This window comes from Superficieibacter sp. 1612_C1, from assembly GCF_015234305.1.
Classification (GTDB): domain Bacteria; phylum Pseudomonadota; class Gammaproteobacteria; order Enterobacterales; family Enterobacteriaceae; genus Superficieibacter.
Genome location: NZ_JADGMI010000005.1, coordinates 440581 through 459905, shown reverse-complemented (window position 1 = coordinate 459905; position 19325 = coordinate 440581). Strand labels below are relative to the sequence as shown.

Annotated in this window: 15 protein-coding genes and 3 pseudogenes; 10 read left to right on the top strand and 8 right to left on the bottom strand. The window is 55.8% G+C overall.

Annotated elements, in window-relative coordinates:
• Nucleotides 1-5: 5 nt before the first annotated feature.
• Together degQ and zapG are read right to left on the bottom strand one after the other, a co-directional pair.
• Nucleotides 6-1373 carry a serine endoprotease DegQ gene (degQ, locus tag INT84_RS18995; protein WP_194208042.1) on the bottom strand — a complete coding sequence of 456 codons (1368 nt, stop codon included), beginning with the start codon at nt 1371-1373 and terminating at the stop codon, nt 6-8.
• Nucleotides 1374-1610: 237 nt separating this feature from the next.
• Nucleotides 1611-2009, bottom strand: coding sequence for a Z-ring associated protein ZapG (gene zapG, locus INT84_RS18990; protein WP_176920405.1), 399 nt, complete (start codon nt 2007-2009; stop codon nt 1611-1613).
• Between the two features lie 191 nt (nt 2010-2200).
• Between zapG and zapE the strand changes: the two genes are divergently transcribed.
• The 5 genes from zapE to sspB all read left to right on the top strand — a co-directional run bounded on the left by zapE (nt 2201) and on the right by sspB (nt 5863).
• Entirely contained in the window at nt 2201-3325 is a 1125-nt protein-coding gene (gene zapE, locus INT84_RS18985; protein ID WP_194208041.1) for a cell division protein ZapE, read from the top strand.
• Between the two features lie 248 nt (nt 3326-3573).
• Nucleotides 3574-4002, top strand: a complete 429-nt coding sequence (gene rplM, locus INT84_RS18980) for a 50S ribosomal protein L13 (RefSeq protein ID WP_103675632.1) — start codon at nt 3574-3576, stop codon at nt 4000-4002.
• A 15-nt stretch (nt 4003-4017) separates the two neighbouring features.
• Complete coding sequence (gene rpsI / locus INT84_RS18975) at nt 4018-4410, top strand: 30S ribosomal protein S9 (protein ID WP_000829815.1); 393 nt, start codon at nt 4018-4020, stop codon at nt 4408-4410.
• A 314-nt stretch (nt 4411-4724) separates the two neighbouring features.
• Complete coding sequence (sspA, locus tag INT84_RS18970) at nt 4725-5363, top strand: stringent starvation protein SspA (protein ID WP_176920407.1); 639 nt, start codon at nt 4725-4727, stop codon at nt 5361-5363.
• Between the two features lie 5 nt (nt 5364-5368).
• The gene (gene sspB / locus INT84_RS18965) at nt 5369-5863 is read left to right on the top strand and encodes a ClpXP protease specificity-enhancing factor (protein WP_103675634.1); all 495 of its coding nucleotides are present in this window, start codon (nt 5369-5371) and stop codon (nt 5861-5863) included.
• Between the two features lie 74 nt (nt 5864-5937).
• Here sspB and INT84_RS24475 read toward each other — a convergent pair.
• Nucleotides 5938-6042: pseudogene (locus INT84_RS24475) on the bottom strand (nuclease); the annotation flags it as partial.
• Between the two features lie 19 nt (nt 6043-6061).
• Nucleotides 6062-6154 (bottom strand): annotated as a pseudogene (locus INT84_RS24470) (glutamate synthase); the annotation flags it as partial.
• 103 nt (nt 6155-6257) lie between these two features.
• Between INT84_RS24470 and nanR the strand changes: the two are divergent.
• The 4 genes from nanR to nanQ all read left to right on the top strand — a co-directional run bounded on the left by nanR (nt 6258) and on the right by nanQ (nt 10389).
• Nucleotides 6258-7025, top strand: coding sequence for a transcriptional regulator NanR (gene nanR / locus INT84_RS18960; protein ID WP_194208097.1), 768 nt, complete (start codon nt 6258-6260; stop codon nt 7023-7025).
• Nucleotides 7026-7162: 137 nt separating this feature from the next.
• A complete protein-coding gene (nanA, locus tag INT84_RS18955; RefSeq protein WP_194208040.1) occupies nt 7163-8056 on the top strand; it encodes an N-acetylneuraminate lyase in 894 nt (297 codons plus the stop codon).
• Nucleotides 8057-8162: 106 nt separating this feature from the next.
• A complete protein-coding gene (locus INT84_RS18950) occupies nt 8163-9653 on the top strand; it encodes an MFS transporter (RefSeq protein ID WP_194208039.1) in 1491 nt (496 codons plus the stop codon).
• A gap of 268 nt (nt 9654-9921) precedes the next feature.
• Nucleotides 9922-10389, top strand: coding sequence for an N-acetylneuraminate anomerase (gene nanQ / locus INT84_RS18945; RefSeq protein ID WP_194208038.1), 468 nt, complete (start codon nt 9922-9924; stop codon nt 10387-10389).
• Here the strand turns inward: nanQ and INT84_RS24465 are convergent.
• The 4 genes and pseudogenes from INT84_RS24465 to gltB all read right to left on the bottom strand — a co-directional run.
• Nucleotides 10358-10504, bottom strand: a pseudogene (locus INT84_RS24465) (hypothetical protein); the annotation flags it as partial. The gene nanQ and the pseudogene INT84_RS24465 overlap by 32 nt on opposite strands.
• 11 nt (nt 10505-10515) lie before the next feature.
• The gene (locus tag INT84_RS18940) at nt 10516-11589 is read right to left on the bottom strand and encodes a YhcG family protein (protein WP_194208037.1); all 1074 of its coding nucleotides are present in this window, start codon (nt 11587-11589) and stop codon (nt 10516-10518) included.
• A gap of 207 nt (nt 11590-11796) precedes the next feature.
• Entirely contained in the window at nt 11797-13215 is a 1419-nt protein-coding gene (gltD, locus tag INT84_RS18935; RefSeq protein ID WP_194208036.1) for a glutamate synthase subunit GltD, read from the bottom strand.
• 9 nt (nt 13216-13224) lie between these two features.
• Complete coding sequence (gltB, locus tag INT84_RS18930; RefSeq protein WP_194208035.1) at nt 13225-17685, bottom strand: glutamate synthase large subunit; 4461 nt, start codon at nt 17683-17685, stop codon at nt 13225-13227.
• A gap of 675 nt (nt 17686-18360) precedes the next feature.
• On the opposite strand from gltB, the gene INT84_RS18925 reads away from it, so the two are divergent.
• The gene (locus tag INT84_RS18925; protein WP_194208034.1) at nt 18361-19317 is read left to right on the top strand and encodes a TIGR01212 family radical SAM protein; all 957 of its coding nucleotides are present in this window, start codon (nt 18361-18363) and stop codon (nt 19315-19317) included.
• Nucleotides 19318-19325: the final 8 nt, after the last annotated feature.

The following is a 19325-nucleotide window of genomic DNA, read 5'->3' as shown; positions in this document are numbered from 1 at the left end:
ATTAATCAGCGCAGAAGCAGATAGATGCTCTCATTACCGCGCACGATATTCAGGGCGATAATGGAAGGTTTTGACTCCAGCGCTTTACGCATTTCGGCAATAGAATGAATGCGTTCGCGATTGAGCCCGGTGATCACATCGCCTTTATGCAGACCGGCCTGGGCCGCGGCGCTGTCTTTCTCGACCTCATCGACCGTGATGCCTTTCGAGCCGTCTTTTAGCTGGCCGTCGCTGAGTTTCGCGCCCTGAAGCGCTGGTGCAATCATCTCCGCGCTGGCAGAAGACGAAGTGCTCTTATCGAGCGTCACTTCCACATCGAGCGGTTTGCCGTCGCGCAGCAGGCCGAGCTTCACTTTACTGCCCGGTTCGGTCGTGGCGATACGCGAACGCAGTTCGGCAAAGCTGTTCAACGGTTTGTCGTTCAGGCTGACGATGACGTCGCCGGATTTGACGCCCGCTTTCGCTGAGCCGGAATTACGCAGCACTTCGCTGACAAACGCGCCACGGGTGACGTTCAGATTAAAGGCCCTGGCAATGTCAGAAGACATCTCCATCCCTTTAATACCCAGCAGGCCGCGTTTGATTTCACCAAACTGAATCAGCTGCTGAGCGAGGGTGCGCGCCATATTACTGGGGATAGCAAAGCCGATACCGACGCTGCCGCCGCCCGGCGCAAGGATCGCGGTGTTGATGCCGATCAGCTCGCCGTTAAGGTTCAGCAGCGCGCCGCCAGAGTTGCCGCGGTTGATGGAGGCATCGGTCTGGATAAAGTTTTCCAGCCCTTCCAGGTTCAGACCGCTGCGCCCCAGCGCGGAGACGATCCCGGAGGTCGCCGTTTGCCCAAGGCCAAACGGGTTGCCGACCGCAACCGCAAAGTCACCGACGCGCAGTTTGTCGGAATCGGCAATCGCAATCTGCGTCAGATTGGTGGCGTTCTGGATTTGCAGCAGCGCGATATCGCTCTGATCGTCGCTGCCAATCAGTTTGGCATCAAACTCGCGACCATCGTTGAGCTGAACGCTGATCTTCTGCGCCTGATTAATCACATGATTGTTAGTGAGAATGTAACCTTTCGCCGCGTCGATAATCACACCGGAGCCCAGCCCTTCAAACGGCTGCGGCTGTTGATCCGGGGCAACGTCGCCGAAGAATTTCTTCAACTCTTCCGGTACTTTTGCCCCCTGTACGGCGGTGCCTTCAACCTGAACGCTGACCACCGCAGGCAGAACTTTTTCCAGCATGGGGGCCAGGCTCGGCAGCGCCGCCTGGCCAGGAACCTGCGACGGCAGTGCCGCAGCAGCCGTAAAGGGTGCCGAAAGAGATAACCCGACACTCAACGCTAACGCACTCAACAGCAGGGTTTGTTTCTTCATTGATGCTGGCTCTCATACCTGAAGTGAAAGAAGACCATCCCAAAACAGTTTGATGTTATTGAAAATGTGGCCGGGTCACAATGCGATAATGATTAAATAATAGCTGGGATAAGAATAGTTGAAGCGGGCGCAGCGCGTGCGCCCTAAAAGAAAAGGGGGCGTCAGGGGAAACACCGGAATTGGTTCCCGGAGGGAGGCCCAACCCGGCGGTCCACGGACGGTTTGCCATCAATCTTATTAATCGCGCTTCACGCCATTACGCAGCAGGCCAGATGCGCCTTCTGAGTAGTCGCGCGGCATCTGCACCGGGGCCTGATCGTTATTGGCTTCCGACTCAGCCAGACGATTGCGGAAAGGATTATTTTCCGCCGCCATGCCCGGCAGAAGGTTGCTGGAGCTTTTTGCCATATGCTGATAAATCTTACGATAATCATCAGCCATGTTATCCAGCAGCTCGGCACTGTGGGCAAAGTGGCTCACCAGCTCCTCACGATACTCCTCCAGCTCTGCTTTGTTCTTTTCCAGTTCGTACTGCAAAGCCTGCTGTTGACGTAATTTACGATTACCAAAACGCATGGCAACGGCACCGATGATGATACCGACAACTAAACCAATTAGCGCATATTCCCAGGTCATGTACATCTCCCGTTGTGTGTGATTCCGTAGGGTGTTGGCCGCGAGGCTCCATGCCCGTGCCCGATTATGCCACTATAACCGCTAAATCCTCAGAAGTGGAATCCCGGCCGCACATCGCGTAGTGTAGAACGGCCTTTTTTTCGCCAACCGTGAACAGTGGCACTCTGATTTACAAGGGATAATAATAAGCCATGCAAAGCACTTCCCCGACATCGCGTTATCAACAGGCCCTGCGTGAGGGCACTCACCAACCCGACGACGTCCAGCGGGAGGCCGTGGAGCGCCTGGACGCGATCTATCAGCAACTGGCAATGCAGCCTGAGCCAGTCAGGCAAAACGGCGGGTTATTTGCGAAAATTGGCAAATTGCTTAGTAAGCAGGAAATCGTCACCGCTCCCTCCGCACGCGGCCTTTATATGTGGGGCGGCGTTGGACGTGGCAAAACCTGGCTGATGGATCTCTTTTACCAGAGCCTGCCCGGCGCGCGTAAACAGCGTCTGCATTTTCACCGCTTTATGTTGCGCGTACATGAAGAGCTGACGGCATTGCAGGGCGAGAGCGATCCGCTGGAGATTGTTGCCGACCGCTTTAAAGCCGAAACCGATGTGCTGTGCTTCGATGAATTCTTTGTCTCGGATATTACCGATGCAATGTTGCTGGGTGGGCTGATGAAAGCGCTGTTTGCCCGCGGCATTACGCTGGTCGCCACCTCCAATATTCCGCCGGATGAGCTGTATCGCAACGGCTTACAGCGCGCGCGCTTTTTGCCCGCGATTGAGGCGATCAAAACCCACTGCGACATCATGAATGTCGATGCCGGTATCGATTATCGTCTGCGCACGCTCACCCAGGCGCATCTGTGGCTGTCGCCGCTGAATAGCGACACGCAACACCAGATGGACAGCCTCTGGCTCTCACTGGCGGGCGCTAAACGTGAACATACGCCGGAACTTGAAATTAACCATCGCCCGTTCCCGACGCTGGGCGTAGAAAATCAGACGCTGGCGGCGTCGTTTACCACCCTGTGCGTGGATGCCCGCAGCCAGCATGACTACATCGCGCTCTCACGCCTGTTCCACACCGTGCTGTTATTTGATGTACCGGTGATGACGCCGCTGATGGAGAGCGAAGCCCGACGCTTTATCGCGCTGGTCGATGAGTTCTATGAGCGGCACGTGAAGCTGGTGGTCAGCGCCGAACGTCCGCTGGACGAGATTTATCAGGGAAACGCGCTACAGTTCGAATTCCGCCGCTGCCTGTCGCGCCTACAGGAGATGCAGAGCGAAGAGTATTTACGCCTTGAACATATGCCGTGAGGGGAAGCAGGCCATCTGCTGCGCGTAAAACCCGCTGCAAATCACAAAAAGGGGTCGATCTTTGACCCTGACTTCTCTATAATCCTGCGACCCCACGTTACAACAACGTTTTTTTCCCAGAACGTTGTGTGCCGGTTTAAACATATCCGAGGGGGTAGGTTTACTGGACAATGTCGTGTGAGCCTCATGTGTTTTGAAGCGTTTGGGTGTTCACCAACGTGTAACTAATTTATTTGGGTAAGCTTTTAATGAAAACTTTTACAGCTAAACCAGAAACCGTAAAACGCGACTGGTATGTTGTTGACGCGACCGGTAAAACTCTGGGCCGTCTGGCTTCCGAACTGGCGCTTCGTCTGCGCGGTAAGCACAAAGCGGAATACACTCCGCACGTTGATACCGGTGATTACATCATCGTTCTGAATGCTGACAAAGTTGCTGTTACCGGCAACAAGCGTTCTGACAAAGTGTACTATCACCACACTGGCCACATCGGTGGTATCAAACAAGCGACCTTTGAAGAGATGATTGCTCGCCGTCCTGAGCGTGTGATTGAGATCGCGGTTAAAGGCATGTTGCCAAAAGGCCCACTGGGTCGTGCTATGTTCCGTAAACTGAAAGTTTACGCAGGTAACGAGCACAACCACGCGGCACAGCAACCGCAAGTTCTTGACATCTAATCGGGATTATAGGCAATGGCTGAAAATCAATACTACGGCACTGGTCGCCGCAAAAGCTCCGCAGCTCGCGTGTTCATCAAACCGGGCAACGGCAAAATCGTTATCAACCAACGTTCTCTGGAACAGTACTTCGGTCGTGAAACTGCCCGCATGGTAGTTCGTCAGCCGCTGGAACTGGTCGACATGGTTGAGAAACTGGATCTGTACATCACCGTTAAAGGTGGTGGTATCTCTGGTCAGGCTGGTGCGATCCGTCACGGTATCACCCGCGCTCTGATGGAGTACGACGAGTCCCTGCGTGGCGAACTGCGTAAAGCAGGCTTCGTTACTCGTGACGCTCGTCAGGTTGAACGTAAGAAAGTCGGCCTGCGTAAAGCACGTCGTCGTCCTCAGTTCTCCAAACGTTAATTGGTTTCTGCTCAGGCAGACAACCATTGGCGAAAAAACCCGCTTCGGCGGGTTTTTTTATGGACTAAACGACGTTTATCCACATTCATGACCGTTATCGGGCCTCTTTTTCCACATTTCCAGAATCCCCCCACCACAAAGGCGTCAAAATCTGGTAAACTATCATCCAATTTTCTGCCCAAATAACGGGGATTGTTCATTTTTTGTTTACTAACTGAACAGGAATGTCGTTCAACGGAAATGAGGCGTAAACATCTGGTCAGTCACGGTGTGGCTGGCAGCAGTAAAAATTCTGAATATACCTGGAGGTTTTCATGGCTGTCGCTGCCAACAAACGTTCGGTAATGACGCTGTTTTCTGGTCCTACTGACATCTATAGCCATCAGGTCCGCATTGTGCTGGCTGAAAAGGGTGTTAGCTTCGAAATAGAGCACGTGGAGAAGGACAACCCGCCTCAGGATCTGATTGACCTCAACCCGAATCAGAGTGTTCCGACGCTGGTGGATCGTGAGCTGACCCTGTGGGAATCCCGTATCATCATGGAATATCTTGATGAGCGTTTTCCGCATCCGCCGCTGATGCCGGTTTATCCGGTTGCGCGCGGTGAAAGCCGTCTTTACATGCAACGTATTGAAAAGGACTGGTACACGCTGATGAACGTCATCGTTAACGGTTCTTCTTCCGAAGCAGATGCCGCGCGTAAACAATTGCGCGAAGAGTTGCAGGCTATTGCGCCTGTATTTGGTCAGAAGCCTTACTTCCTGAGCGATGAGTTCAGCCTGGTAGATTGCTACCTGGCACCTCTGCTGTGGCGTTTGCCGCTGCTGGGGATTGAATTTAGCGGCGCGGGTGCGAAAGAGCTGAAAGGCTACATGACTCGCGTCTTCGAACGTGACTCTTTCCTCGCTTCTCTGACTGAAGCCGAGCGTGAAATACGCCTTGGCCGGGGCTAAACAGCATGGATTTGTCACAATTAACCCCACGCCGTCCTTATCTGCTGCGCGCATTCTATGAATGGCTGCTGGATAACCAGCTCACGCCGCACCTGGTAGTGGATGTGACACTGCCCGGCGTGCATGTCCCAATGGAATATGCGCGCGACGGGCAAATTGTGTTGAATATCGCGCCGCGTGCGGTCGGTAATCTGGAGCTGGCGAACGACGAAGTGCGTTTCAACGCGCGCTTTGGCGGCGTGCCTCGTCAGGTCTCCGTGCCGCTGGCTGCGGTGCTGGCGGTCTATGCCCGTGAAAACGGCGCAGGCACGATGTTCGAGCCGGAAGCGGCCTATGATGAAGACATTGTCAGCCAGAACGATGATGGCGAGTCCGACGTTGAAAATGAAACGGTGATGTCCGTTATTGACGGCGACAAGCCCGACCATCAGGATGACAACGATCCCGATGACGATCCGCCGCCGCGCGGTGGCCGTCCGGCACTACGCGTCGTAAAGTAACACCGTTTTAAACCCTCTCTCCTGGCGGGGAGAGGGCTTTTCTCTGTCTCATTCAACTCAGGAACATTCGGGCTTCAGCGTTTCTGTTCCTTCAGCGCTATCTGCGATCGAATGAGTTCGTCTGCCAGTAATTTTTCATCGGGCAACTGCACGTCGTACTCGCTCGCCATATGATCGTTGTCAGGGGGCCTGAGGGGATTATACTTTCATAAAGTTCAACATCCCGTCCGCTGCCTTGCGGCCTTCGGCAATCGCCGTTACCACCAGATCCAAACCACGCATAAAATAGCCTAACAGGTTTGTCATCAACCCCTTGCGGGGCCGCGTTGCCCATGACGAAAAATCCTGTGTTATGATGAAGCATCTGATTGATACTCATGGTAACCCGGCGTTTATGAAGACATCAGGCGAAGAACAGACAACCCTCATCGGCCGTAGCTTTCGCCGCCCGCTGGCGCGCAAAAAACTCTCTGAGATGGTGGAAGAGGAGCTGGAGCAGATGATCCGCCGTCGCGAGTTTGGCGAAGGCGAGCAACTGCCTTCCGAGCGCGAGCTGATGGCTTTCTTTAACGTGGGCCGCCCCTCGGTGCGCGAAGCGCTGGCGGCGCTTAAACGCAAAGGGCTGGTGCAAATAAGCAACGGTGAACGCGCGCGTGTTTCCCGCCCTTCAGCGGACACCATCATTGGCGAGCTTTCCGGCATGGCGAAAGACTTTCTCTCGCATCCCGGCGGTATCGCCCACTTCGAACAGCTGCGCCTGTTCTTTGAATCGAGCTTGGTGCGCTACGCCGCCGAACACGCCACCGATGAACAAATCGCGCTGCTGAGTAAAGCGCTGGAGATCAACAGCCAGTCGCTGGACAACAACGCGCAGTTTATTCGCTCCGACGTCGACTTCCACCGTGTGCTGGCGGAGATCCCCGGAAATCCGATCTTTATGGCGATCCACGTCGCGCTGCTCGACTGGCTGATAGCGGCCCGTCCAAAAGTAGCGGATCAAGAGCTCCACGAGCACAACAGCGTTAGCTATCAACAGCATATCGCCATTGTCGATGCCATCCGCGCCCGCGATCCGGACGACGCGGATCGGGCGCTGCAAACTCACCTCAATAGCGTCTCTGCGACCTGGCACGCCTTCGGCAAGGCCAAAAAATCCCGTTAATGATCGGCTAATTGCGATCGATTTAGTGAAGCTGATCGCACAATAAGCTTTCGGTATTACGCTGCCGCAAAAGTGATCTGGTATAACAGGTATAAAGGTATATAGTTAATCCAATAAAACATCACTACGAGGTATGTATGGCTAACCATTTACGGGGCGTGATGTCCGCCCTTCTCACCCCTTTCGACGCCCAGCAGCAGATAGATAAAGCCAGCCTGCGCCGCCTGGTACGGTTCAACATTGAGCAGGGCATCGACGGCCTTTACGTTGGCGGCTCTACCGGGGAAGCCTTTGTTCAGAGCCTGGCAGAGCGCGAAGAAGTGCTTGAAATCGTGGCGGAAGAGGGGAAAGGCGAAATCACCCTGATTGCCCACGTTGGCTGCGTCAGTACGGCGGAGAGCCAGCAGCTGGCGTCTGCCGCAAAACGCTATGGCTTTGATGCCGTCTCGGCGGTCACGCCGTTCTACTACCCGTTCAGCTTTGATGAGCACTGTGAACACTATCGTGCAATTATCGATTCCGCTGATGGATTACCGATGGTGGTCTACAACATTCCGGCGCTCAGTGGGGTAAAACTGACGCTGGATCAGATCAACACGCTGGTCACCCTGCCGGGCGTCGGCGCGCTGAAGCAAACCTCGGGCGATCTTTTTCAGATGGAGCAGATCCGCCGCGCGCATCCGGATCTGGTGCTTTACAACGGTTACGACGAAATCTTCACGTCTGGCCTGCTGGCCGGTGCGGACGGCGGGATCGGCAGCACCTATAACATTATGGGCTGGCGCTACCAGGGGATCGTGCAGGCGCTGAAAGAGGGCGATATTGCGAAGGCGCAGCAGTTACAGCGCGAGTGTAACAAAGTGATCGACCTGTTGATCAAAGTAGGCGTCTTCCGCGGGCTGAAAACGGTGCTGCATTACATGGATGTGGTCTCTGTCCCGCTGTGCCGCAAACCGTTCGCACCGGTAGAAGAGAAATATCTGCCGGAACTGAAAACGCTGGCGCAGCAGCTGATGCAGGAACGCGGATAAGTATTGGCCGGACGGCGCTAACGCGTCGCTGGCCTGCATCCGTTAAGGCATCCCTATCATATTCATACCAAAGCGTGTGGGCACAGCCCACCGCGGGAGACTCACCATGAGTACTACAGCCCAGAATATCCCGTGGTATCGCCATCTCAACCGGGCGCAATGGCGGGCATTTTCCGCCGCCTGGTTGGGGTATCTGCTTGATGGTTTTGATTTTGTCTTGATTGCCCTGGTGTTGACCGAAGTACAGGGTGAATTCGGTTTGACCACAGTTCAGGCGGCCAGCCTGATTTCCGCCGCCTTTATCTCTCGCTGGTTCGGCGGCCTGATGCTCGGCGCGCTGGGCGACCGCTATGGCCGTCGCCTGGCGATGGTCACCAGCATCATTCTTTTTTCCATGGGCACGCTCGCCTGCGGCTTTGCGCCGGGTTACACCTCGCTGTTTATCGCCCGCCTGGTAATCGGCATGGGGATGGCCGGGGAATACGGCTCCAGCGCCACCTATGTCATTGAAAGCTGGCCAAAACAGCTGCGCAATAAAGCCAGCGGCTTCCTGATTTCCGGCTTCTCCGTTGGCGCGGTGGTCGCCGCACAGGTCTATAGCCTGGTGGTGCCAGTCTGGGGCTGGCGCGCGCTCTTTTTCATCGGCATTGTCCCCATCGTCTTCGCGCTCTGGCTGCGTAAAAACATCCCGGAGGCCGAAGACTGGAAAGCGAAACACGAAGGTAAAGCGCTGGTACGCACGATGGTCGATATTCTCTACCGCGGCCAGCATCGGGTGATAAACATCCTCATGACCTGCGTTGCGGGCGCGTCGCTGTGGTACTGTTTCGCTGGCGAAGCGCGTATCGCCGGGCTGGTGGCACTGCTGGGCCTGGTGAGCGCCATCATCTTCATCAGCTTTATGGTGCAGAGCAGCGGCAAACGCTGGCCGACCGGCGTCATGCTGATGGTAGTGGTGCTGTTTGCCTTCCTCTACTCGTGGCCTATTCAGGCGCTGCTGCCGACTTATCTGAAAACCGAACTGGCCTATAACCCGCATACGGTCGCCAACGTGCTGTTCTTCAGCGGCTTCGGCGCGGCGGTAGGCTGCTGCGTGGGCGGTTTTCTCGGCGACTGGCTGGGCACCCGCAAAGCCTATGTCTGTAGCCTGCTGGCCTCACAGCTGCTGATCATTCCGGTGTTTGCGATTGGCGGCACAAACGTCTGGGTGCTTGGCTTATTACTCTTCTTTCAGCAGATGCTGGGGCAGGGGATCTCGGGGATCTTACCGAAACTGATCGGCGGCTATTTCGAAACGGATCAACGCGCAGCAGGGCTGGGGTTTACCTACAACGTGGGAGCGCTGGGCGGCGCGCTGGCCCCGATCCTCGGGGCACTGATCGCGCAACGACTGGATCTGGGCACCGCGCTCGGTTCGCTCTCCTTTGGCCTCACCTTCGTAGTGATCCTGCTGATCGGCCTCGACATGCCAACGCGCGTCCAGCGCTGGATCCGCCCGGAAGCGCTACGCACGCATGATGCGATCGACGGTAAGCCGTTTAGCGGCGCGGTACCGTTTGGCGGCAATAAAAACGGCTTAATGAAAAGTAAGAGCTAACCAGGAAGCCCGGCGCGTGCCGGGCATTTCGCCGGGGATGTCATGATGACTGTACTTGAAAAATTGAATAACAGGATGGCGGGATCTGGCGGTTTGATTGCCTCCAGCCAGCCGATACTTAATAGGTCGATGGAGAAACCCGACATCGTTGCTGATATCTGCCCGTGTTACAACACGGCGCTACAAAAGGCGGTGTTATGACCACGCTGGCGATTGATATTGGCGGCACGAAACTGGCCGCCGCGCTGTTGGCCCAGGAGGAAAAAATATGGTGACAGGTGATCTACGTTCGCTCTCATCCGCGGGGTTGCATCCGCTACTGCTGAATGCGCTCACGCTGGCCGTCGCCGCAAGGCCACAGGAGAAAGCGCCGGGGCGCTATGAGCTACAGGGCGAGAATATCTTTATGAATGTTATGCAGTTTGTCACGCAGCCGCCGGAGCAAAAGAAAGCGGAGCTGCATCAGCAGTACATTGATATTCAGCTACTGCTGGCGGGGGAAGAGCGCATTCTCTTTGGCACGACCGATTCTGCCCGCGAGTGCGAAGAGATGCATGTTGCAGAGGATTATCAGCTTTGCAGCCAGATTGCCGATGAGCAGGCCGTCACACTAAAGCCGGGAATGTTTGCGATTTTTATGCCGGGCGAGCCGCATAAACCGGGCTGTGTTGTGAACGCGTCGGCAGACATTAAGAAGGTGGTGATTAAGGTGCGCGCCAGCGTATTACTGGCCTGACAACGTAGCGAGATGGTGTCGGATAGCGCTTGAACGTCACGACTTCCGGCTGGGTCGGTACCGTCTCGGTAATGACCCGCCCGTGGCGAATCGAGTCGCAGGAACAATATCTGGCGGCCTCTGGGATCATGGCTGACGTGTCTCCAACAGGTTTTGTGAGCGCACAAGTTCCTCAGCCAGTAATTTTTCATCAGGGAGCTGCACTTTGTATTCACTCGCCATGATGGTATTGGGCAACCCGTTCAGGGCATAGTGCGCTTCACCAGCGCCTTTTTCTGCACACAGAATCAATCCGACAGGTGGGTTCTCGCCCGGCATTGTCCAGTGTTCTTTGGCATAGTTCAGATACATATTCATTTGCCCGGCATCGGCATAGCTAAATTTACCGACTTTCAGGTCAACAATCAGCAGACAGCGCAGGCGGCGATGGAAAAACAGCAGATCTACGCGAAACCAGCTATCGTCTATGCGTAATCGGCGCTGGCGGCCCACAAAGGCAAAATCGTCGCCCAGCTCCAGCATAAAGTCCATCAGGTGATTGAGCAGCGCTTCTTCAAGATCCGATTCAGAGTACTCGTCTTTTAGATCCAGGAATTCCAGAATAAAAGGATCGCGAAGGGAATGCCCGGGTAAGAACTCGGGGACGGTAGGTGCATCCTGTTGCAGCATGGCTGATTTGTCATATGACAGCAGCGTCCGTTCATAAAACTGAGTGGCGATTTGCCGATCAAGCTGTCGCACTGACCAGCCGTTACGTAAGGTCTCTTTTTCATAAAAGCGGCGGGCATCGTTATCTTTCACCGCCAGCAAACGCACATAAGCTGACCAGGGAAGTGGGAATACTTTGGCGAGCTGTATAAGGTTTGAAGATTCTGCAGACACTGTCTGCATAATTTCAATATCATGAAAACAAAGATAAAATGTACGTATTTGCCAAAGGTTTCTGGTTGAAAAACCGCGCTTATAGCGCTGACTTAAATCCACCGATAATCGTTCAATAAGCTGAGTACCATAAGCAGCTCGTACTTCTCCTCCCTGTTCAAATTCGATAATACGTCGGCCGATTTCCCAGTAGGTCGCCGTCATTATTGCATTGATACTGCGTACGGTCTCGGTATGGGCCGTATCCACCAGGCGGATAATGCCGTCATGAATTTGCTGATAATCATCAACGTGTGGCGGTAAAGTTGGTTGCGTCATGTCATCCCTTACGTGATAGTCGCGATATGAAAATATAGCGCTATCAATACGCTTCAGGCGCAATCAGGGTCAATCCATGAGCGGAAATTACATGGCATTACATCACTATTTACGAGCGGCTTTCAAAAAATCGAGAGAGGGGATTGGGAAAGACAATATCGGCTCCCCAGCCAGCAGCGTAATGCGCTAGCCGGGGAGCCGGAAGGTTTACACTTCCATAAAGTTCAAAATCCCGTCCGCCGCCTTGCGGCCTTCGGCGATCGCCGTCACCACCAGGTCCGATCCGCGCACGATGTCACCACCGGCGAAGATTTTCGGGTTGCTGGTCTGGAAGGCGTTGTCGTTGCCTTCCGGCGCGATGATACGGCCCTGGGAATCCAGCTCGACGCTGTGTTTTGCCAGCCACTCCATGCTGTGCGGACGGAAACCAAACGCCATCACTACCGCATCCGCCGGGACAATGTGCTCGGAACCGGCGACGATTTCCGCACGGCGGCGGCCTTTCGCATCCGGTTCGCCCATTTCGGTACGCGCCATTTTCACGCCGCACACTTTACCGTTGGCATTCACTTCCACGCCAAGCGGCTGCACGTTGAACTGAAACTCGACGCCTTCTTCACGCGCGTTTTTCACTTCACGGCGAGAACCCGGCATGTTCTCTTCGTCACGACGATAGGCACAGGTGACGTGCGTTGCGCCCTGACGAACGGAGGTGCGCACGCAGTCCATTGCGGTGTCGCCACCGCCGAGTACCACCACGCGTTTACCTTCCATACTGACAAACGGTTCATCAGCCGTTTCGCCGTAACCCATGAGCTGTTTGGTATTGGCGATGAGGAACGGCAGGGCGTCGAACACGCCGTCGGCGTCTTCATTTTCCAGCCCGCCGCGCATCGACTGATAGGTGCCGACGCCGAGGAATACGGCATCGTACTCCGCCAGCAGATCGTCAAGCTGAACGTCTCGGCCCACTTCGACATTAAGATTGAACTCAATCCCCATGCCGGTGAAGATTTCACGGCGGCGGGTCATCACCTCTTTCTCCAGCTTGAACGCCGGAATGCCAAAGGTGAGCAGACCGCCGATTTCCGGGTGACGGTCAAAGACCACCGCCTTCACGCCGTTACGGGTCAGCACGTCGGCACAGGCGAGGCCCGCCGGACCCGCGCCGATAATCGCTACCCGCTTCCCGGTCTGCTTCACGCCGGTCAGATCCGGACGCCAGCCCATCTCAAACGCTTTATCATTGATATAGCGTTCGATGTTGCCGATGGTGACCGCGCCGAACTCGTCGTTCAGCGTGCATGACCCCTCACACAGACGGTCCTGCGGGCACACGCGACCGCACACTTCCGGCAGGGTATTGGTCTGGTGCGACAGTTCGGCCGCTTCAAAAATACGTCCTTCGTTGGCCAGCTTCAGCCAGTTCGGGATGTAGTTATGCACCGGGCATTTCCACTCACAGTAGGGGTTGCCGCAGGACAGGCAGCGATCTGCCTGCGCCTTAGCCTGGCCTTCTGAAAACGGCTCGTAGATTTCAACAAATTCAATTTTGCGGATCTTCAGCGCTTTCTTGGCCGGATCAACGCGTTGCAGGTCGATAAATTGATAGACATTCTGACTCATAATGACCCCTTACTGCGCCTGCACACGCAGCTCTGCTGCGCTACGACTACGGTGACCCAACAGTGCTTTAACATCGCTGGACTTCGGTTTAACCAGCGCGAATTTCGTCGAGAAGGCTGACCAGTGCGCCAGGATCTCCTCGCCGCGTGAAGAGCCGGTATGCTGTACATGCTCGGTGATCAGACCGCGCAGATGCTCCTCGTGAATGGCGAGGTCATCGACGCTCAGCACTTCCACCAGTTCCGGGTTCACGCGTTTGCGGAATTCGCCGTCTTCATCCAGTACGTAGGCGAAGCCGCCCGTCATGCCTGCACCAAAGTTGACGCCCGTCTTGCCGAGAATACAGACGATGCCACCGGTCATGTATTCACAGCCGTTGTCGCCAATGCCTTCCACCACGGTGATCGCCCCGGAGTTACGCACCCCGAAACGCTCGCCCGCGCGGCCTGCCGCATACAGACGACCACCGGTCGCGCCGTACAGGCAGGTGTTACCGATGATGCTGGCCTCATGGCTGCGGAAGGAGGAGCCGACCGGCGGACGTACCGCCAGCAAACCGCCCGCCATGCCTTTACCCACGTAGTCGTTGGCATCGCCGGTCAGATACAGCTCTACGCCGCCCGCGTTCCACACGCCGAAGCTCTGGCCTGCGGTGCCGCTGAAGTGCGCTTTGATCGGATCAGAGGCCAGCCCCTGATCGCCGTGCGTCTGCGCGATATAGCCGGAGAGCAACGCGCCCACCGAACGGTCGGTGTTGCGGATATCAAACCAGAACGTTTTGCTTTGACGCTCGTCGACAAACGGTTTTGCATTCGCCAGCAGTTGCGCATTCAGCACGCCGTTATCAAACGGCGGGTTGTGCTCAGTGCAGTAGAGCGCTTTGCCCGAATGTGGCTCAGCGGTCTCCAGCAGTTTGCTTAAGTCCAGTTTCTGCTGTTTGGCGGTGAATCCGTCCAGCTCTTTCAGCAGGTCGGTACGGCCAATCAGATCCACCAGACGCTTTACGCCAAGCTGCGCCATCAGCTCGCGGGTCTCGCGGGCGATGAACTCAAAGTAGTTGGTCACTTTGAACGGCAGGCCGTGATAGTGGTTCTTACGCAGCTTCTCATCCTGGGTAGCCACGCCGGTAGCGCAGTTGTTCAGGTGGCAAATACGCAGGTATTTACAGCCCAGCGCCACCATCGGTCCGGTGCCGAAGCCGAAGCTTTCCGCGCCCAGAATCGCCGCTTTAATGATGTCCTGACCGGTTTTCAGGCCGCCGTCGACCTGGAGACGAATTTTATGCCGCAGACCGTTGGCGACCAGCGCCTGCTGGGTCTCCACCAGGCCGAGTTCCCACGGACAACCGGCGTATTTTACCGAGGAGAGCGGACTGGCACCGGTGCCGCCGTCATAACCGGCGATAGTGATCAGATCCGCGTAGGCTTTCGCCACGCCGGTGGCGATAGTACCCACGCCCGGCTCGGAGACCAGCTTCACGGAGATCATCGCTTTCGGGTTGACCTGCTTCAGGTCAAAAATCAGCTGCGCCAGATCCTCGATAGAGTAGATATCGTGATGCGGCGGCGGGGAGATCAGCGTCACGCCCGGCACCGAGTAGCGCAGTTTGGCGATGTACGGGGTGACTTTATCGCCCGGTAACTGACCGCCTTCGCCCGGCTTCGCGCCCTGAGCGACTTTAATCTGAATGACGTCGGCGTTGACCAGATATGCCGGGGTGACGCCAAAGCGGCCGGAGGCGACCTGCTTGATGCGCGACACTTTATTGGTGCCGTAGCGCGCCGGATCTTCGCCGCCTTCGCCGGAGTTGGAGTTGCCGCCGAGGCTGTTCATCGCTTCCGCCAGCGCTTCGTGCGCCTCCGGGCTGAGCGCGCCGATAGACATCGCCGCCGTATCAAAGCGTTTAAACAGGTCCGTCGCCGGTTCAACGTCATCGAGGCTTACCGCGTCGCCATTCGGGTTAATCGCCAGCAGATCGCGCAGCGTGGCCGCCGGACGCTCATTAACCAGCTTCGCGTACAGCTGATAATCGCTGTACTCGCCGCTCTGCACCGCCTGTTGCAGAGTACGCACCACGTCCGGGTTGTAGGCGTGATATTCGCCGCCGTGGACATATTTCAGCAGTCCGCCCTGTTCCAGCGGCTTACGCGCCAGCCAGGCACGCTTCGACAGGTTCAACAAATCCTGCTGGAAGTCGCTGAAACCCGCGCCGCCGATACGGCTAATCGCGCCCTGGAAGCACAGGCTGGAGACATCTTTATGCAAACCTACTGCTTCAAACAGCTTCGAGCAGCGGTAGGAGGCGATAGTTGAGATGCCCATTTTGGACATGATTTTATACAGACCTTTATTGATGCCGTTGCGGTAGTTCAGCATCACGGTACGGTACGCTTTTTCAATCGCTTTGCTGTCGACCAGCTTCGCCAGCGTCTCGTAGGCAAGGTACGGGTAGATCGCCGTCGCGCCAAAGCCCAGCAATACCGCAAAGTGATGCGGATCGCGGGCGCTGGCGGTTTCAACAATAATGTTAGCGTCGCAGCGCAGGCTCTTCTCGACCAGACGCGTCTGGATCGCACCTACCGCCATCGGAGCCGGAACCGGCAGGCGATTTTTGGCAATATTGCGGTCAGAAAGCACCAGCAGTACGGTGCCATCGCGGACCATCTGCTCGGCCTTATCACACAGCGCCTTCACCGTGGTTTCGAGGGAAGTTTCCGTCACGTCGAAGGTAATATCCAGCACGTCCGCGCGGTAGTGATGCTCGGTCATGGTGGTGAGCTGTTTGAAATCGGAGTACAGCAGGATCGGCGATTTAAAGCTCAGACGGTGCGCCTGGCCTTCCGCTTCGCAGAAGACGTTCATCTCGCGGCCGATGCTGGTCGACAGTGACATGACGTGCGCTTCGCGCAGCGGATCGATCGGCGGGTTAGTCACCTGTGCGAACTGCTGGCGGAAATAGTCGTAAATAATGCGCGGCTGGCTGGAGAGCACGGCGAACGGGGTGTCGTCACCCATTGAGCCGACCGCTTCCTGACCGTTTTCACCCAGCACGCGAATCACTGAATCCAGCTCTTCGTTGCTGTAGTTAAACTGTTTCTGGTAGCTGGCAAGCAGGTCGTCATCCATCTCACGCTGACCAACCTGATCGTCTGCCAAATCTTCAAACGGCACCAGACGGCGGACGTTTTTCTCCATCCACTCTTTATACGGATGGCGGCTTTTCAGATCGTCATCGGTCTCCGCCGAGTGCAGAATGCGCCCGCCGCGAGTGTCGATCACCATCAGTTCGCCCGGACCGACGCGGCCTTTTTCGACCACTTCATCCGGCTGATAATCCCAGATGCCCACTTCCGAGGCGCAGGTGATCAGCTTATCTTTGGTGATCACATAGCGTGCCGGACGCAAACCGTTACGGTCGAGGTTACAGGCCGCAAAGCGACCGTCAGACATCACAATGCCCGCCGGGCCGTCCCACGGCTCCATATGCATGGAGTTAAAGTCGAAGAAGGCACGCAGCTCCGGATCCATATCCGGGTTATTCTGCCAGGCAGGCGGAACGAGCAGACGCATGGCGCGGACGATATCCATCCCGCCGGCCAGCAACAGCTCAAGCATGTTATCCATAGAGCTGGAGTCAGAGCCGGTCTCGTTGACGAACGGTGCAGCATCGTGCAGATCCGGAATCAGCGGCGTCTGGAACTTATAGGTACGGGCACGCGCCCACTGGCGGTTACCGGTAATGGTGTTGATTTCGCCGTTGTGCGCCAGATAGCGGAACGGCTGGGCCAGCGGCCAGCGCGGCACGGTGTTGGTGGAGAAGCGCTGGTGGAACAGGCAGATGGCCGATTCCAGACGCAGATCCGCCAGATCCAGGTAAAAGCGCGGCAAATCTGCCGGCATACACAGACCTTTATAGATGTTCACCAGGTTAGACAGGCTACAGACGTAGAAGTCCTTGTCTTCCTGAAGACGCTTTTCAATACGGCGGCGGGCGATGAACAGACGGCGTTCCATATCGCGTGGACGCCAGCCCGCGGGCGCGTTGACAAAAATTTGCTCAATACGCGGCAGAGAGGAGAGGGCGATTTCACCGAGGACGCCTTCATTGGTCGGCACTTCGCGCCAGCCAACAATCGACAGCGTTTCACGCTGAAGCTCTTCTTCAACGATGTCTCGCGCGGCTTTTGCCAGCTCAGGATCTTTATTCAGGAACAGCATCCCGACGGCGTAATTTTTGGCTAAACGCCAGCCGCGTTCTTCGGCAACGATGCGGAAGAAACGGTCGGGTTTTTGCAGCAGCAGGCCGCAACCGTCGCCGGTTTTACCATCGGCGAGGATCGCGCCACGGTGCTGCATGCGGGCCAGCGCGTGTATGGCGGTACGCACTACCTTGTGGCTAGGTTCGCCTTCTATGTGGGCGATCAGGCCGAAACCACAGTTATCCTTCTCAAGGGATTTATCGTACAACATATCAGTGAACCTCCCCAGGCTCTACGGGAGACCCTCCTGACTGCGGCGCACGGGCACAGAAAGAGCATGGCGACGGGGCTGACCTGCCTCGCATTCGCCCTCTTTAAATATCCATTTCGCGTAGGTCACACAAGTGTTGAGGACTTGCTTAAGAGGGAATCTCAATTACTGCATAAATATGATGAGCCAGCGGCTCATCCAGAAAGCTTCCAGCGGATTTCCAAGTTATCGGGAATTGGTACACAGGTCAAATGACATTCTTATTTATGCAAAAATGTGCTAAACGCGTGCTAATTGTTTGAAATTACTTAAAAATAAACTTTATAAAACGGCATTAAACGCGATATTAGAGGGCGGAAGAGTGTGATCTGTCTCACTATCAGAGAAGCACGCTGCAAATCTATTTTGCTTATTATTAGCGTGAGGTCAGCATTTTATGCTGCATAAATCGAAAGGCATTGCGTGATCGCACTGTTTTTAAACGCTGACGTAATAAATGAAATATTTCTGCTCACTATAAGCAAAAGTCATTACCGGAAGCGTGCATGAAATAGCAGTAATTGTGACTGATTATTCAATAGATAAAAGCCGTCCCGGGCGATTGATCCAGGTCATCGCCGACAGCGGCTAAAAGTGGCAGGCTTTGGCCCATTCATCAGGGCGGTCTATCAGATTATGCAGTTACAAAAATTAGTCAATATGTTTGGCGGCGATCTTGCGCGTCGCTATGGCGAAAAAGTTCATAAGCTGGCGCTGCACGGCGGTTTTAGCTGCCCGAATCGCGACGGCACCATCGGGCGTGGCGGCTGCACCTTCTGTAATGTCGCCTCATTTGCCGACGAAGCGCAGCAGTATCGCTCGATTGCCGAACAGCTCGCCCATCAGGGCATGCTGGTGAATCGCGCTAAACGCTATCTGGCTTACTTTCAGGCTTATACCAGCACGTTTGCCGAGGTGCAGGTACTGCGGTCGATGTATCAGCAGGCGGTGAGTCAGGCCAGCATTGTTGGGCTATGCGTTGGCACGCGCCCGGACTGCGTGCCGGAAGCGGTGCTCGATCTGCTGAGCGACTATAAAGAGCAGGGCTATGAAATCTGGCTGGAACTGGGGTTGCAGAGCGCGCAGGATAAAACCCTGCATCGTATTAACCGTGGACATGATTTCGCCTGTTATCAACAAACCACTCGCCTGGCGCGCGAGCGCGGCCTCAATGTCTGCGCGCATCTGATTGTCGGCCTGCCGGGCGAAGGGCAGGGCGAATGTCTGCAAACGCTGGAGCGGGTGGTTGAAACCGGCGTTGACGGCATCAAGCTTCACCCGCTGCACATCGTGAAAGGCAGCATCATGGCGAAAGCGTGGGAAGCGGGCCGGCTGAATGGCATTGCGCTGGAAGACTACACGGTGACGGCAGGCGAGATGATCCGCCACACGCCGCCGGAGGTGATTTTCCATCGCATCTCCGCCAGCGCCCGTCGTCCGACATTGCTGGCCCCGCTATGGTGCGAAAACCGCTGGACGGGGATGGTCGAACTGGATAAGTACCTGAATGAATATGGCGTACAGGGCAGCGCGCTGGGGCGGCCGTGGATGAGCCTTCCGCATGACAGCGCATCAGGGCTTAAATATAAGTAAGCTGCAAT